Annotated in this window: 14 protein-coding genes, 1 tRNA gene and 2 pseudogenes; 3 read left to right on the top strand and 14 right to left on the bottom strand. The window is 61.6% G+C overall.

All coding sequences use genetic code 11. The annotated features are described in order from the left end of the window. Positions 1–73: 73 nt before the first annotated feature. From YY7_RS0117750 to YY7_RS51960, 3 genes are all read right to left on the bottom strand, one after another. Positions 74–382: a UBP-type zinc finger domain-containing protein gene (locus YY7_RS0117750; protein ID WP_028164421.1), complete on the bottom strand. Its 309-nt coding sequence runs from the start codon at positions 380–382 to the stop codon at positions 74–76. A gap of 10 nt (positions 383–392) precedes the next feature. Next, positions 393–2,087, bottom strand: coding sequence for an FAD-dependent oxidoreductase (locus YY7_RS0117745; protein WP_035690405.1), 1,695 nt, complete (start codon positions 2,085–2,087; stop codon positions 393–395). 62 nt (positions 2,088–2,149) lie between these two features. After that, positions 2,150–2,344, bottom strand: a complete 195-nt coding sequence (locus tag YY7_RS51960) for a hypothetical protein (protein ID WP_051396770.1) — start codon at positions 2,342–2,344, stop codon at positions 2,150–2,152. Positions 2,345–2,638: 294 nt separating this feature from the next. Here YY7_RS51960 and YY7_RS0117735 point away from each other — a divergent pair. Beyond that, a tRNA-Thr gene (locus YY7_RS0117735) sits at positions 2,639–2,713 on the top strand. Positions 2,714–2,896: 183 nt separating this feature from the next. Here the strand turns inward: YY7_RS0117735 and YY7_RS0117730 are convergent. Both YY7_RS0117730 and YY7_RS64410 read right to left on the bottom strand, forming a co-directional pair. Beyond that, positions 2,897–3,340 carry a universal stress protein gene (locus tag YY7_RS0117730; RefSeq protein ID WP_028164419.1) on the bottom strand — a complete coding sequence of 148 codons (444 nt, stop codon included), beginning with the start codon at positions 3,338–3,340 and terminating at the stop codon, positions 2,897–2,899. Between the two features lie 1,231 nt (positions 3,341–4,571). After that, positions 4,572–6,173 carry a calcium-binding protein gene (locus YY7_RS64410; protein ID WP_155255221.1) on the bottom strand — a complete coding sequence of 534 codons (1,602 nt, stop codon included), beginning with the start codon at positions 6,171–6,173 and terminating at the stop codon, positions 4,572–4,574. Positions 6,174–7,604: 1,431 nt separating this feature from the next. On the opposite strand from YY7_RS64410, the pseudogene YY7_RS63185 reads away from it, so the two are divergent. Beyond that, positions 7,605–7,709: pseudogene (locus YY7_RS63185) on the top strand (winged helix-turn-helix domain-containing protein); the annotation flags it as partial. 81 nt (positions 7,710–7,790) lie between these two features. Here YY7_RS63185 and YY7_RS63180 read toward each other — a convergent pair. From YY7_RS63180 to YY7_RS51950, 9 genes and pseudogenes are all read right to left on the bottom strand, one after another. Beyond that, positions 7,791–8,399: a hypothetical protein gene (locus tag YY7_RS63180; protein ID WP_028164415.1), complete on the bottom strand. Its 609-nt coding sequence runs from the start codon at positions 8,397–8,399 to the stop codon at positions 7,791–7,793. 20 nt (positions 8,400–8,419) lie between these two features. After that, positions 8,420–8,528: pseudogene (locus tag YY7_RS65045) on the bottom strand (SDR family oxidoreductase); the annotation flags it as partial. 45 nt (positions 8,529–8,573) lie between these two features. After that, on the bottom strand, positions 8,574–9,221 hold the full coding sequence (locus YY7_RS0117705; RefSeq protein ID WP_349642662.1) for a hypothetical protein: 648 nt from the start codon (positions 9,219–9,221) through the stop codon (positions 8,574–8,576). Continuing rightward, complete coding sequence (locus YY7_RS51955) at positions 9,218–9,706, bottom strand: c-type cytochrome (RefSeq protein ID WP_051396781.1); 489 nt, start codon at positions 9,704–9,706, stop codon at positions 9,218–9,220. The genes YY7_RS0117705 and YY7_RS51955 overlap by 4 nt, the downstream gene beginning before the upstream one ends. Positions 9,707–9,838: 132 nt before the next feature. Beyond that, entirely contained in the window at positions 9,839–11,551 is a 1,713-nt protein-coding gene (locus YY7_RS0117695) for a PQQ-dependent dehydrogenase, methanol/ethanol family (RefSeq protein WP_433994507.1), read from the bottom strand. 187 nt (positions 11,552–11,738) lie between these two features. Beyond that, complete coding sequence (locus tag YY7_RS0117690) at positions 11,739–12,206, bottom strand: copper chaperone PCu(A)C (RefSeq protein WP_028164412.1); 468 nt, start codon at positions 12,204–12,206, stop codon at positions 11,739–11,741. A 460-nt stretch (positions 12,207–12,666) separates the two neighbouring features. Then, positions 12,667–13,644, bottom strand: coding sequence for a Bug family tripartite tricarboxylate transporter substrate binding protein (locus tag YY7_RS0117685; protein ID WP_028164411.1), 978 nt, complete (start codon positions 13,642–13,644; stop codon positions 12,667–12,669). 80 nt (positions 13,645–13,724) lie between these two features. Next, positions 13,725–14,192, bottom strand: coding sequence for a CoA transferase (locus YY7_RS0117680; protein ID WP_028164410.1), 468 nt, complete (start codon positions 14,190–14,192; stop codon positions 13,725–13,727). A gap of 45 nt (positions 14,193–14,237) precedes the next feature. Then, on the bottom strand, positions 14,238–15,116 hold the full coding sequence (locus YY7_RS51950) for an IclR family transcriptional regulator (protein WP_035690403.1): 879 nt from the start codon (positions 15,114–15,116) through the stop codon (positions 14,238–14,240). Between the two features lie 340 nt (positions 15,117–15,456). Between YY7_RS51950 and YY7_RS0117665 the strand changes: the two genes are divergently transcribed. Further along, positions 15,457–15,894 (top strand): hypothetical protein, encoded by a 438-nt coding sequence (locus YY7_RS0117665; RefSeq protein ID WP_028164409.1) that lies wholly within the window; start codon positions 15,457–15,459, stop codon positions 15,892–15,894. Positions 15,895–16,041: the final 147 nt, after the last annotated feature.

The following is a 16,041-nucleotide window of genomic DNA, read 5'->3' as shown; positions in this document are numbered from 1 at the left end:
AGCGTAACCCGGGGGCCGCTCGTAAACGCGGATGCAGTCGTCCCGGGTTACGCGTTTCCCACGGCGCTATGGATCAATAGTAGCGCGGGATCGGGCCGTTATGCGGCGTCTTGCGCTGCGAGAGATCGAACAGCACGCGATCGACATAGCACCAGCCCCAGCCTTCCGGCGGATCATAGCCTTCGATGATTGGATGGCCGGTCGCGTGGAAATGCGCGGTCGCATGCTTGTTGGGGGAATCGTCACAGCAGCCGACATGGCCGCAGGTACGGCAGATCCGCAAATGCAGCCATTGACTGCCGCTCTTTAAGCACTCCTCGCAGCCGAGCGCACTCGGCGTGACGGTCTGGATGCCGGCGATATGGGTGCAGCCTTTCGACATCTGCTCTTTCCTAAGCCGTAGAATTGGCGTTGTCGGCGAGGAAGCCGTGCAGCGCCGCGACGACCTGCGCGCCCTCGCCGATCGCGCCGCCGACGCGCTTGACCGATCCGGAGCGGACATCGCCAACGGCGAACACGCCGGGCACCGTGGTTTCCAGCACTTGTCCCGGCCCGTTCTGGCCGGTGAGCACAAAGCCTCCGCGGTCGACCTTGACGCCGCAGCCCTCGAGCCACCCGGTCGCGGGATCGGCGCCGACGAACAGGAACACGTTGTTGACGTCGAGCGTGTGCTGCTCCGGTGCCAGGCGGCTCTTCCAGCGCGCGCGTTGGAGCGTAGCGTCCTCGCCGCCTTCCAGCGCTGTGATCTCGGTGTTGAACATCAGTTCGATGTTCGGCGTCGCCTCGATGCGTTCGATCAGATAGCGTGACATGCTGGCCCCGAGGCCGCCGCCGCGGATCATCATGTAGACCTTGCGCACATGGCCCGACAGGAACACTGCGGCCTGGCCAGCCGAATTGCCGCCGCCGACCAGCACCACGTCCTGCCCCGCACACAGCTTGGCCTCGATCGGCGAGGCCCAGTACCAGACGCCGCGGCCCTCGAAGGCCTCGAGGTTCTCGATGCTCGGCCGGCGATAGCGCGCCCCGCTCGCCACCACGATCGATCTTGCGCGCAAGGTGTGCCCGCATTCGGTCGCGATCGAGAACAGGCCGTCCCGCTTGGAGCAGTCGAGCGACCTGACGGAAACCGGGATCAGGATATCGGCGCCGAATTTCTGCGCCTGGTTGAAGGCGCGGCCGGCAAGCGCCTGGCCGGAAATGCCGGTCGGAAAGCCCAGATAATTCTCGATACGGGCGCTGGCGCCGGCCTGGCCGCCAAAGGCGCGCGAATCGAGCACCGCGACCGACAGGCCTTCGGACGCTGCATAGACGGCGGTGGCGAGCCCGGCCGGCCCGCTGCCGACGACGGCAACGTCATAGAGCTTGTCATGGGCGTGGTCGCCGATCATGCCCATCGCCATCGCAAGCGCAGTCTCGGATGGGTTACGCAACACGTTGCCGTTGGGGCAGACCACCAGCGGCAGTTCGGCGCGCGTGGCCGAATAACGCGCGATCAGGTCGGCCGCATCCTTGTCGGTGGCAGGATCGACCACGTGATAGGGCTGGCCGTTGCGCGCCAGGAAATTCTGCAACTGCGCGATCTTTCCGAGCGACGGCGGGCCGATCAGCACGGGGCCGCCGACGCCGCCCTGGATCAGGTTGACGCGACGCAGGATCAGCGCGCGCATGATGCGCTCGCCGAGATCGGCCTCGGCCACCAACAGCGCCCGCAATCTTTCCGGCGGAATCAAGAGCGTCTCGACATCGCCTTCGGCATGGCCGTCGACCAGCGCGGGCCGGCCGGAGAGCTGGGCAATCTCGGCCAGGAATTGTCCCGGCCCCTGATCAATCACCGGCGTGACATGGCCGAGGCCATCGCGCTGGGTGATCGCGACCGTGCCCGAAAGCACCACGAACATCCCCGGTCCCGGCTTGCCGGTCTCGAACAGCGCTTCGCCGTCGCTATAGTGCCTGACCTCGCCAAACCGGCGCATGCGCTCGATCTCATGCTCGGTCAGGGTCGGAAAGGTCTGTTCGTGCCGCGGAAACGCGAGGGACCTCGCGCTGATCGGACTAGCTATCGTCTCTATCGTCTCTGGAGCCATCTCAGCTACTCACTCCCCTCAACCGAAACACAGCGGCCATTATGCCAAGCAGGTTGGATCGGCTAGCGATCCGGCTCACCATCGTTCGCGTCATCTAGTCGGCCTTCAGCCGGTTCGGAAGATGCAGGACCGCTGCGCCCGCGCGCCTGTGATTTCCGCCGCTTGAGGTTTTCACGCAGCGCGAGCTTGAGGCGATGCTGTCTTGATTCGTTCGCGCTCGCGCTCTGCCGCTCCTGCCTGTCCTTCTCGTCCTGCATGTTGCATCCGTCTTTCAAACTTGCATGACAATAGACCAGGCGCCGAGGGAGATGCACCGGTCGATCGGGGAGGTGGGCTCCCCCGGTCTTCCGTGCGGTGGCAGGATGAACCGGCCAAAGCCGCACTCCCGAGCGCCCCAGGGGAACCGAAGCGCGCCGGATTGGCCGAATTTCGACCGACGAAGCGTTTTTGCGAGCCGCCTCCCGTCCCCGCGCTTGCGCCGGAGGGGGCCTTGTGGCAAGAACCGCCGCGCCCGGAGGCGCCAACCAGGCCGATTCTTTATTCCCGGGCATGCTGCCGTAGCTCAGTGGTAGAGCACTCCCTTGGTAAGGGAGAGGTCGACAGTTCAATCCTGTCCGGCAGCACCAGATAAATCAACCAAATCAATGACTTAGCGAATCATCTCCGCGATTATTTGGCCCGGAAGATAGCAGAAATCTTCCGCTCGATCAGAGCATTGCCGGTGTTACCGCATGGCGGACATCGGGTTTGCCGGCGAAGCCCAGCCAAGGAGCCGGCTTCACCACACCCTGCACCATCATTTATGTCTGTTACCGCACAACCAACACCGGCACGCTTCCGTCCGCCAGGACCTCCGATGTTTGACTCCCCAACCATAGCTTCCTGAGGCCGCGACGCCCATGAGAGGCCATGACGATCAAGTCGCAGCCTCTGGACTTTGCTGTGTCGATAATCGCAGTGGCTGGGTGCGCATTCGGAACATGCAAGAGTTCTGCAGATATCCCGACCTGCTCCGCCACGGCTCGCGCTTCATCGAGCGCTTTGCCCGCGCGCTCCTTGCAGGCTGCGTCAAAGCTATCGAACATTTCCTGCGCGGGAATCCATCCCCCGTGCCCGCTCCCGATCGGCAGAGGCTCCGTCACCGCGATGACTGTCACTTTGGCATTCAAGGCCTTTGCTAAAGCAATCCCGTGCTCAACGCCTTTTCTCGCGACATCCGATCCATCCGTGCTCAAGAGAATATTGGCGTACATTTGGGGGCTCCCTTGCTCGTCGAACATTTTCCCTAAGGTCGGCGCGTCTTGATCCGCGCTATCGGATCGGGGCGCACGGGATAAACCCGCCGTCGGTTGAAGCCGACCGCATCCCTATCGAAGGCGCTCCGCTCGCACCAGCCGCGGTCCTCGCAATCCAGGATGCGTGGCGCATTTGTGTTGTCTGGTCAGTGGGTCAGTTTGTAGCAGTGTCCGCCGCCCCTGTGCCTGACGCGCGCGCGACACTTATCCAGCGTCGAAAATGAGCAGTCAGGCTGTCCTGCGGCTTTCGCTCCCCTTAACTGCGCACAGAACGTGGCAGCATTGGCAGGGTCTTGAGGACAAAGAACGAAGCCCATCGAGAGAAGCGTCATCATAGCAATAAGTGCTAGCGTTGAACGCGACATATCAAGCCTCCCTATGAGGTCTTGCCCACGCGGCAAGCGCACGCGTCATCACAGCACGTTGGTCCGGAGCAGCGGCGGCGCCGCTCCGGACCAACGACACCGCTTGAGCGGCTTGGGGCACGCCAGAAGCAGCGCAAGCTGGTGTAACGGCGCTCGCCGCGGGTCTTCAAGTAGAAGAAACCCGCCCTTCTCGACGGAAAAAGTCCCTAGAGCGCCGGTTGCTATGCAAACCGGTGTCCCCTCGGATCAAGCCCGAGGGCATGCTTCGCTCGAAAACGGTCCAGCCCAAGACTGATCGTATTTTTGCGACTGATCGTATTTTGCGCCCTGGGGAGCGCGATCGTGATATCGGTTGCGGGCTGAGCCGCACGAAGCGACGCTACCTCATGTCCTGAGGGCGTCGACCATGTGGGCGATGAGAAGGCCAACGCTGAGGACCGTCAGGCAAACAATTACAGCTTGAAACAACATCGGTGCGAATTCCGGTGGGGCGGAGGACCTCATATAGTCCTCAAACGTCGGCGGCTTTTGGTCGTCCCGATGGCGCCTTGGTGTTCACGCGATTACAAATTTGCAAGGGTCGCGTTTCCAAGGTCGCGTTTGCAACGATCACGCCGCTTCTTCGACGTGGACGGGCATCCGGCGTCCGCAGTCGTTGGCCGTCGGCGCCCTTGGCAGTCATCGGTAATGAGAACGCCCAGCAATTCTCCCGCCCTACTCGAGCGCACGGCTGCGATTGAGCCGGCGATGTCTGCTCATCAAGGTACGAGCAGACATCGCGATGGCCCGCAGGCCGTTTTCCGAAAATGGACCGCGCCAGCCAGCTAGGCGAACCAAAAATCACTTGCGCTGAGGTTCTGAACGCCCGCGACGGTGAGGTCATTATTGGCATCAAAGTGAATGACGGTGTTTCCACCGGTCACCTGGATATTCAAGTCGCCAAAATCGTGGATGTTGTTCGCCGCCAAGGCCGTGAGATCGATCTTGTCCCGCCCGGTTTGGAAATCGGCTGTGTCATGCCCGTTCTGGGCGGCAAAGACGAACGTATCCGCGCCGCGCTCACCAAGCATATTGTCGTTTCCGGTGCCGCTCGTGAGCCTGTCGTTGCCATCGCCGCCATCGAGGACGTTTCCTGACCCGCCAATGACCGTAAGCTGATCGTTGCCTGCACCACCGTTGAGGAAGCTCGATCCGAGCGAACCTGGCGCAACAGTTGCCGTCAGGACATCATTTCCAGCGCCGCCATCCAGGCGGTTCTCGGCAACAGAGTTGTCCATAACCCCGGGAATGGGAGTTGCCGAAAGAAACGCAGTGAGTTGGTCGTCTCCGGCCCCGCCATTCAGGACATTCGCGACATTATAGAGCTCCCCCCCGGGAGAACCAAACCTACCGCCGGCTACCGCGTCGAGATGTGCCGTGAGGCTGTCGTTTCCGCTACCGCCCTCGAGTTGATTGAGTGCGCGAACGGCTTCACCAAGCGCGGTGGAGTTCGCAATCAAGGTGTCATTGCCTCTCCCGCCGTCCAGATAATTCGTGAGATCCGTAACGGCGTTCTCCCCATCGGTAGAATGAGTCGCCTCGAGGGTGTCGTTGCCGTCATCGCCCCAAAGCTGGTTGATGCCGACCGGCGTGCTGCTATTTGAGTCCGTCAGATTGAAAGCGCGCAATATGTCGTCGCCCCGACCGCCGTGAAGCTCATTTGTCACCAGGTCGGTGGAATTGGATTGTCCGATAGCGGAGGCGTCCAGCACGTCGTTGCCGTCACCACCGAAGAGCACGTTGCTGGCGCTGCTGTTGAGCCCAGAGAATTCTGTTTCGGCACGAGCCGTGATGTGGTCATCGCCGGAGCCACCGTCGACGGTGTTCGTGACGATACTATCTCCGAAGGCGTTGCGGCCATCCGCAAGGGCATGAATAGTATCATCGCCGCTTCCGCCGAACACGTGGGTGCTGACGGTTACAGTTTCGAAGACCCGAGGCGCCACATTTGCCGTGGCGTTGATAACGTCGTTTCCGCTGCCACCATCGAGGAGCACATCTGCGGTCTTCTCGGTGCTCTGAGGCGTGCTCTCACCCTGAAGAGTGACGGTCCCATCGAGGTGGTCGTTGCCGGTTCCGCCGAACTGAATGGCAAGTCCGTGCAAATCGCCCTGCGGCACGACAACATTGGTTGTCAAAGTGTCATCGCCGCGACCGCCGATCAACGCGGTCCGGTTGAATGCGCTGCTCAAATGATCATCACCGGCAAGGCCCAACACAATGTCGCCGTCAGCCTGTGCGGCAAGGACATCGTCGTGGCGGGTGCCGATGATCAAATTGTTGACGGGATCGATGAGGGAAAGCCAATCGAAGGCCCGGGAATCTGGAAAAAACCCTTCAGCTCCCAACAATTGCTGGGCGGCCTGGCTCTTGATGGGATTCGCCATATTTTCCTCCTTGGCACCTGGATAATGATGTCGACCAAATTCGAGCGACGAAATCGCATTCCGCAAAATGCGGAATAAATGACAATTAAATGAGGGGATTATGCGCTGCGCCCGCCCGCAGATTCAGGTCGCGTATTCGGCGGCCACGGGCGACCTCTCGATTCCCCTCCTACGTCGCTCTTGCCGTTGCGGCTTCCGCAGTGGCCGGAAGCAAAATCGCCGCGAGTTTTCAGAAATCGCGCCGATCAGAAGCGGATTGGGATTCGACCCTGGTTCTCTTCTGAGTCAAGCATCCAAATCTCTTTCTCACAGAATGAAACGAACCCATCTAATTAAATCCGCCCAACTCCAAAATATTAAATCAGAAGTTGCGCGACATCTAATCACATTTAATGCGCGCCGTGTGATGCGACAATATATCCAGGCGGTTGCGACTGGAGCCGTTCCCACTTGTTTTCGCGACCGCGCTTCGCCACGGAACCGAGTTCCTTCGCAACGTCAGGGATGGCGCTGCGGCTCAGGTGAGCGGAAACCCGCGTGGCCGGGGCCGCTTGAATCCGCGAGGAAGCAGCCGGTGATGCGACTGAAGGGAGATCTTCAGCTCGTGCGCCTTTGCGATGACGCCACTCGGAGATCGATGCAGCATCCGCGCGATGCTCTGTGCGGGGTAATCGCGACGCGCCATTCGCTTGAGATCGTCGACGTCCAGGTCAGACCAACGGCGTCCCATGATCCCTCGAGATAATCTCTTGAATACGGATCGAAACGAGCAATTGATTGGATGAGCTTCGCGGACCGGATCGGGAAATGCTTGAGACGCTGAAAATGTACCGGGCGCCGGTTTCTTTGACAGTGCTAACACCGCGGCGGCTCCCGTTCTTCCCCGGAAAACTACGGCATTCGCGTGCGGAAAGGTGAAGCAGTTCGGCAGGGGTGGCCGCTTCGGCGGTGCTGCGCCCTTGCGCTCAGCGGAGCCGCCCTGACTTCGCCGGCTTGATCGTTCGAAGCGTGTTGCGGTTCGTCATCAACCGGAATCCGTCCATGAACTCAACGAGGCACCGGTTCTTGTTGCCGCGGACCAGCACGCGGCAACCTTGGCCCTTTCGCGCTTGATCGCGGCCGCGGTAGATATGTGTCAGCACCTTGTTGGACAGCACGATTGCCCTACCTTTCGTGCGAGGTTCACAGAACGGCCCTGGCCGGGGCGACGGGACCTTCAGGGGGCTCCGGAAAAATGCGCTAGGGTTCGGCGCCGAATGGTAGTTCCAGGGATGTGCCTTTTTAACCTACCTTTTCGGGTATAAACGCGAAGCGCGATATCGGGCCGTGCACACGATAGGACGAAGCCAAGCGCTGAAGCGGCCGCTGCCGGATGACATTCTGAAGATCGTCATGCGCGGCCCCGCAACGCGGATGTAGATCTCCGCACCAGTGCACGCAAGCGATGACGTCTTTGATCGACGCATTGATGTTCAGGTGAAGCGCTTGCGACGCGAACTGGAGGCTGATCCCTTCTCGCCGAAGATGATCCTGACTCACAGAGGAGTTGATACCTATTGCGTGCGACGTAGAGCCATCCGAACAGCCGCGGTGCGCCATGCCGCCGCGTCGACCGGCTCAGTTCGGACCCATCACGTCGAACAAACTCACGACCCAGATAATCTGGATTGCCAGCGCAGAGGCGACGAACGAGACGTGGTACCGTTCGGAAGCCGAAAGCAGCGCCCCTATTGTCCCGCCGATCAGCAGGCTCTGCCTCACCGGATAATACCAGCCGTAGAATTGCTTGTAGTAGTTCGCGCCTTTCAGGAGCGTGTCGAAAACATCGATCGAAAATAGAATCAAAACGAGAACGTAGAATACTCTCCTGCGATCCCAGAAATACTCCTTCAGCCCCTCATGTTCACCGATGTTATCCGGAAAGATCATCGCGGACAGCATCACGAACACCACCGCGTAGCAGATGATGAGAAAATAGCTCTCGAACGTCCACCGCTCGATCCTGGACAGCGCGAATTCGAACCACCAGAAGTGGATGATGGCGAGGAACAGGAAGATAGCCCATCCAATATGGAGGAGGTTGATCCTCTCCTTGCCGGGGTGCTGAATGAACCGCGTTACACCGCTGACGAGCCGGGCAAGGCTGATGCCCAGGATCATTCCGACGATGATACGGATGTGGACGAAGATCTCATGGCTCTGATGCAGGTCATTGTAGCCATCCATCGGAATTGCACGACGCCCCACTTCGTGATGAGACCGCCGTTGACGAGAACGGTCTGATCCGTCATCCACCAGCCGCCAGGAATCGAATCCAGCGCACGATATCTGGATATCGGCGAGACCGGTCTTGGTCAACTTCGGGGCTCGGGCCTGCAACCCGACCTTGCCTCGTAGGCGCTAATCCTTCGCGCGCAGGATGCTGATCCGTGTTTCGTCGACGAAGCTCTTGGTGTCCTGATCGGGCCGGCGGAACAGGTTGCGTTCGACGACGAGCGAGCGGCCACTGATGGTCTTGGTGCAGCGCTCCTTGAGATAGACGCCGCCCACCGGCTGGTCTCCGGAATCCGGCTGGCCTTCGGTGCAGGCCCAGCCCTCGGCGCCATAGCGCGACTTGGCCTGCAGCCCGAGCAGGAATGCCTTCTTCCGGATATAGAGACGCGCCTTCGGGTCGGTCTCGATCAGCAATCCGGAAAGATGCCCGCTATCGTCGATCAACAGGGTGAGAAGCGCCGGATGGCCCGCCACCATCGTGCCGTCCCGGCTGGTCATGGGATCATATCCAAACCGGACAGCCCGCACCCCGCTGGCGCCGGCAGGACAGTCACGCCAGTCTTTCCAGCCGGTCAGCGTATGTCTTGGATCCGTCGCACAGTAGAGGTCTACATAGCCTGATTCCGCGAGTTCGTTCACGGCCATGCCGAGGCGGATGTCGCGCAGGTCATTGCCGCCGAATTCTTCCGTCCGGGCCGAAGAATTGGCGAACGCGACCGCCTGCCAGGCGAGCAGGACGCTGAGGATTGCACAAAGTTTCAACCTGATCGTCACTGGCTCTTCCCCGTGCTGGCCGTCGCATCATCCTGCTTCTTGTAGATGTCGCAGACCCGCGACGTGCTCGAGAAGAAGGTGACGCATTCCGCATAGGTCGGCTCGCCGGCGCCCTTGATATGCGCAAGCACATAGTCGGCGACCGCCTCGATATCCTTCTGCCGCAGGAACGTTCCGGCCTCAGGCGGCATGTGGCCGCCTGCCTCCTCGCGGTTCATGCCGTAACACTTCACCTCATCATAGGCGCCGCGCACGAAGAACGGCATGCCTGTAGAGGGCCGCCCGCAACTGACGGTTTCAATGATTTGCTCACGTGTCAGCACGGTCTTGCGCAGCGACAGCGCATCGCCACCGTAACCGCCGCCGCCATTGCCGTGCCATTTGTGGCAACCCATGCAATTGGCCTTGCTGAACACCGCCTTGCCGGCATTGGTCGGATCCGAAGCCGTCGCCTGCGCCGACTGACCGAAAGCTGCGGCTGGCATCGAAAGAGTCAGGGCGACGACACTCATAAGCAGCACGCGTGCCGCCGCCGGGGATGCGTTGAAGATCATCATGACGTCTCTTGTTGACGAAACGGGAGGGCCCGACATTGCGGGCCCTCCATGGTTGGAAAGTCAGAGCGCGAACACGTAGAGCATCGATCCCGGCTGGATCTTCTTCAGCTCGGGCGTCGAATCGATGAACCACTTGTCCCAGGCGCCGCCGAGACCGACGAGGATGGCGAGATACTGCTTGCCATCGACCGTGAAGGTCATCGGCGGTGCGTTGACGCCGCCTCCGGTGTTGAACTCCCAGAGCTTCTGCAGCGACTTGGCATCAAGTGCCATCACTTCGCCGGACGGCTGGCCGCTGAAGACGAGATCAGGGGTTGCAAGAATGCCGCCCAGATTGGGGAACGGCGTTTCCATCTTGCCGGCGATCTTGCCGGTGGTGACGTCGATCGCGGTGACGCTGCCCGTGATCTTGAACGGCTGGCTCGGACCACCGCCGGTCCAGAACTCACGCGGCTTCAGCTTGTCGGGCGTAGCGACCTCGACCTTGATCCGGTTGCAGCTCTCGATGACAGGGATGTACCAGAGCTTCAGGTCCGGATTGTAGGCGGTCGGCGGCCAGTTCTTGCCGCCCATGTTGCCGGGGCAGATGTCGGTTTCCATGTTGGTGCGGCTCGGCGTCACCGAGGCAATGTAAGTCTGCACCGGCTTGTTCGGATCGTACTCGATCGGCTTGCCGGTCTCGGCATCGAGCCCCTTGGTCCATGTGACCTTCTTGACGAACGGAAGGCCCCAAATGAACTTGCCGGTGGTGCGATCGATCGCATAGGCGAAGCCGTTGCGGTCGGCCTCGAGCGCGAGCTTACGCGGTCCGCTGGGTCCGGGGATATCGACCAGCACATTCTCCGCCACGCTGTCATAGTCGTAAGGGTCGTTCGGCGTGTGCTGATAGTGCCACTTGATTTTGCCGGTGTTGGCATCGAGGGCCAGCGAGCTGTCGGTGTAGAGATTGTCGCCCGGCCGATACTCGTTGTCCCAGTCCGGTCCCGGATTGCCGACGCCCCAGATGATGGTGTCGGTCGACGGATCGTAGCTGCCGGTCACCCAGGTCGAACCGCCGCCGGCGGCGGCCGCGTTGTTGCTGTCCTTCCAGGTATCGCTGCCCGGCTCGCCCTTGCCCGGAATCGTGTGCGTGCGCCAGAGTTCCTTTTGGGTGTTGAGATCGGTCGCGGCGATCCAGCCGCGGATGCCGTATTCCGCGCCGGCCACACCTGTTATCGCCATGTTCTTGACGATCAGGGGCGCGCCGGTGATGACCTCGCCCTTATCAGGATCGGCGACGGTGCGTTGCCAGGCGACCTGACCGGTCTCCTTGTTGGTCGCGATCAGCCGGCCGTCCAGCGTGTGGGAAATGACGAGATTGCCCCACAAGGCGACGCCGCGGTTGTCGACGCCGCAGCAGGCGACGGCACCGGCCCAGTCGCGGTCGGTCTTGGGATCCATCTTCCAGACCAACTGGCCGCGGCCGCCATGCGCGTCGATCTTGTAGACCGAGCCCCATCCATCGGTGACGTAGAGGAAGCCGTTTTCGGCGATCGGCGTGCCTTCGAGGCCGCCATGGCTCCAGATGCCGCCGGGCTCGATGCCGCCGAGATGCATGGTCCAGGCGACCTTCAGGTTCTTGACGGTATCGCGGTTGATCTCCTTGAGGGAGGAGAACCGGTGCGCGGAGTAGTTCTGGTGATGATGAAGCCAGTTGCCCGGTTCCTTGTCGACGTTGAGCAGCCGTTCCTGGTTGACCTCATCAGCGGCGAAAGCTGGCAATGCCGCCATCATGCCTCCGGCGGCGACTGCTGCAGCGAGCAGACCCGCTCGCCTGGTGATTCTTCTTGCGTGACCTGAAAATCGCTCCATGAGCAAATGCCCTCCTTTGGCAAGTTCATGTTGGATCGAGCGTCCGGCACATCCGAACCGCTCAGTCGAGAAGCCTCATTCACCGGGCTCACCTTGCCCGCTGTCGCGATCACGGCGTTCGTGAAACCTCCACCTCCGTTTCCTTGGTTCCGGCTTTCTGGAAGACGACGGCGCATGTGAACTTCTCGCCGTCGACAAGCTTCTGCCGCGTCTGCAGCAGCATCACGTGATATCCGTCGCGCTTGAGCTCGGTGGTGTTGTTTTCCGGAATCGGAATCGACTTGATCTCGCGCATGGCCGGCGCGCCCTCGCCACGATCGACGGTGTGCTTTTCGGAGAAGTTCGCGAACGGACAGCGGACCCGCAATATCGCGTCGGGCTCGGCCGCATCGTTCCTGATCGTCATCAGTAGCGGGAGATTGATGCCGATCTCGTCGGATACGGGCACGCGGGCGTTGGTCACCTGCAGCGCAATATCCGCCGCGGCGGCCCCGGGTGTCAGCCAAGTTCCCACGGCAACCAGCCCAATCGCAATAATTCCCGATCTACGGGACAGCGATGTCGCTATGGCGATCATCGGCTAGGTCCTGGCGGAAGCGTGATCCTGCGCATGCCCTGTCGGCAGCGAGCGACAGGTGATGGACGCCCAAACGAAATGCTTCGTCCGACTCATCGGCGCATTCCTCCCAAGATCATTCTTTTTTCTTAGCGAACGACGTTACGCTCGTTGCAAAAACAAATCATCCCAAAATATGGCGACGAGAGGACCGATGTCTGGAAAAGGATTCCAATGAATGATGCACTTCACGCTTTTCATTCCAACGATGCGCACAGAGACACGGCGTGGCCGCGCCCGCGCGAGAGCCAGGTGTTCGTGAGTGCTCAACCAGCGCGGTGCAAGCGCGCTGGTACATTGGATTCCAAGTGGGCCATGATGGCCCTGAAGCGACCCAGTACGTGTCGATCAAGCTTTGCTCAAATCACTCGAAGACTTCATTGCACCGCAACAGCCGTGGCCGGCAAAAGCGTTGTGATCCTCATTCTCCTTTGAGGCCGGCGTCGCGGATCAACTGGCCCCATTTGCTCGTTTCCGCCTCGATGAACGCGCCGAACTCCGCGGCCGTGCTGCCGCGGACTTCCAGCCCCTGGGCGAACAGCTTTTGTTTCACGTCGGGATCGGCAAGGATGCGGACGATCTTGTCCTGCAGACGATCGACGATGGAGCGCGGCGTGGCCGCCGGCGCCATGAAGCCGTACCAGCCGGCCGCGATCACGTTGGGCAGACCTTGCTCACGCAAGGTGGGAGCGTCCGGATAGATCGGGCTGCGATCGACTGACGCCACACCCAGCACGCGGAACTTGCCGCTCTGGATATAGGGCAAGGCCGTGCTGATCGCGGTCAACGTGGCATCGACGCGGCCGGCCAGCAATTCCGTGTAAGACATCGCATCGCCGCGGAAGGGAACGTTGAGGCCCTTGACGCCTGCATCCCTGAACAACAACTCGGCCGCCAGATGGGGTTGGGAGCCGGCGCCCGGAGAAGCGAAGGTAAGCCCGTTGGGCTGCTGCTTGCCGTAGGCGATCAGCTCCTGCAGGTTGTTGAACGGCGCCTCCGCACCGATAATCAGGAACAGCGGCGCGATGACCGCCATCGCCACCGGCTGCAGGTCCTTGCGGTCATAGCCCAGTTTTCCGAACAGCGCCTCGGCCGTCGCATAGGGCGCCGCGGCGTAAAGAAAGGAGTAGCCATCAGGCGTGGCGCGCGCGACCGCTTCGTTGGCAAGGCGCGTGCCGGCGCCCGGCCTGTTCTCGACGATGCATTGCTGTCCGAGCTGACGCTCGAGCTGCTCCGTCAGGATGCGCAGCGAGATGTCGTTGGCGCCGCCTGCCCCGTACGGCGATACAAACCGCACAAGACGCGAAGGCCAGGCGCCCTGTGCGAACGCCCGGGAACCGCAGCCTGCAGCGAAGCTGGCCGCGACGCTGCTCAGCAGAGTTCGGCGTGTGACGTTCATGATGCCTCCCTTTCGTTGTTGCACGTCCGCATCGCTTTTCTTGTTGTCTCCGCGGAACCGCGCCGGTGCATGGCCGGCCGTCAGATCACCTTCTTCTGAGTGAGCCGTTCGATCTGCTGCTCCGAAAGGCCGAGCCAGTCCCGATAGACCTCGCGATTGTCCTGCCCGACGTCGCCGGCGGAATGACGCAATTGCGCGGGATCGGCGGCAAAGCGCGGAACGACGTTCGCCATCGCTACCGAGCCGAAGTCGCGATCGGGAACGCGGGCAATCATCTCGCGCGCCTTGGCTTGCGGGTCCGCCGCGATCTGATCGATCGAATAGATCGGCGCGATGGTGCCCTGCGCGGCCGTGAATTTTGCGAGCACCTCATCGAGCATGTGTTCGGCGCACCACGCCGGCGGGAACGACCTGAGCCCATCGCCCTGCCCCGGCATCTCGATCTTGAGGACCTCGGCGCCATAGTCGGCCAGCAGGGTAGCGGCCAGCGGCGCGGCGATGATGGTGGCGATGTCGAGAACCTTCAGTCCCTCGAGCGGTCCGGCCATCTCATGATCCGCCGCTCGCTTCGGCTACAACGGCCATTTTGCGGATCATTTCGTGACCTTCTTCTTGGGCTGCTCGATGGTCGGCTCGGCCTCGTTGACGAGCGAGCGGATGCTGACGGCAAGAGCCCTGATGCGCGGGCCGATCTCGGATTCGAGCTGTCCGGGCTGCAGCCGGAACGCAGGGATTCCACAATTGATGGCAAACGACTGCTTCAATCGCCGCGCATGAAACAGCGGCGCGGCGACCGCATGAATCGACGGCATGTATTCGCCGTAGCAGGTGCAGAAGCCGTGATCCGCGCACTGCTGAATTCCAGCGCGATACTTGTCGCGATGCGTGGACCATGCGTCCGCGTTATCGGTTTTGATATGCCGCTCCAGCAGCGCGGAGTCGGCTGCAGGCAGTGTCGCGGCCGCAGCGCGTCCCATCGCCGTGCTGACAACGGGAATGGGCATGCCGATGTCGGGGACGTGCGGTCCGACATCGCCTGATCTGGCGGACTCGACATAGACCATCGCCGTTCCGTCGAGCAGCCCGATCGAGACGGTGCCGCGCACGCTTTCCGCCAATTCCTGGATCAATGGCCGCGCCATCTGGCGAAACGGCATGCTCGCGAGCAGCGGATGAGCCATGCGCAGCGCCCGCGCGCCGAGACAGTATTTCGCGAAATCCTGGTCGTAACGGAGATAGCCGAGCTCGGCGAGCGTATGCGTCAGTCTCGCAACCGTCGGCCGCGGAATCCCCGTGCGGGCCGAAAGCTCCATGTTGCCAAGCAAGCTCGCCTGCGCATCGAAGGCTTCGAGCACCACCAGCCCCTTTGCCAGCGTCGTGGCGAAAGCGGCGTCGCCCGCGCTTTCAGCCAGCACCACCTCCGCGGAGGGAGACGGAATGAAGGTCGGTTCGCGGGTCGCGGAAAGGGCCATGTGGCTCTGCTAAACCGGATCAGGATGCTTGTCCATATATTCTCCGTAATCATGAATTACGTCCACTATTCGGACGGACGATAGCAACATAAGACTTTGATTCTATTGTCTTCCACAGAGCGCCGGCAGGAGAATTCAGCTTGCGAGCGGGGCGCGATGTGATTCTCGACTTGCGCGTCGACGCCTCGAATGCTGGATCGCTGGTCAAGCCGAACGATGACAGCGGAAAGCTGTTTGACATTTGAGTCAGAAGCCTTCCCGTCAGTGCGAGCCCGCGACAAAACAGCGACGACGGAGAGAGCGTCGCGCTCCAGCCAACACGGGAATCGACACGGGGCAAATGATGGTCGGCCGGTTTTTCCTACTCGCAGCCTGGTGTGCGCTGCTCTGGTGCCTGCAGATCGACCCCGGGCTCTCGCGCGATGCCGCCGCAGAAGCGGATGACATCGTCTGGACGGCGATCATTCCCGACGCTTTCCCGCGCTGCGTCTACTCGTGGCGCATGAGTCCGGACGGCAGCTACCGCGAGGACGGGCGCGATGCCGCAAGCGGCAGGCCGATCCAGGCCACGCTTTCCGGACATTGGAGGCGCGATGGGGCGCACATGGTTCTGCGGCAGGAGGGCTACCCCTTCGTCTTCGACGGGCTGGTGGTCGGGAATGGCTATGCGGGCACGCTGTATCTGGGCGGCCGCTCCTTTTCCCGCTTCTGCGCCGCCAAAGGCGAAAAGCCGCCCGAGGGCTGTGGCAGCGAGGCTGGCGTCGCGATGATGCGATGACAGGATTGATTGGGCGATCTCGCCACGATCGCCCGGCGCATCCATCGACCATCGGCGATACCCGAATCACGTGGAGCGCGGACCGCGGAGCCCTGCCGCAGTCGCCGAAATGAAAAACCTCCGGCAGGGCATTGCCGGAGGTTTCGG

It is taken from the genome of Bradyrhizobium elkanii WSM2783 (genome assembly GCF_000472865.1).
In the GTDB taxonomy this organism is placed as follows: Bacteria; Pseudomonadota; Alphaproteobacteria; order Rhizobiales; family Xanthobacteraceae; genus Bradyrhizobium; species Bradyrhizobium elkanii_A.
This window is presented reverse-complemented; position numbering and strand designations above follow the sequence as displayed.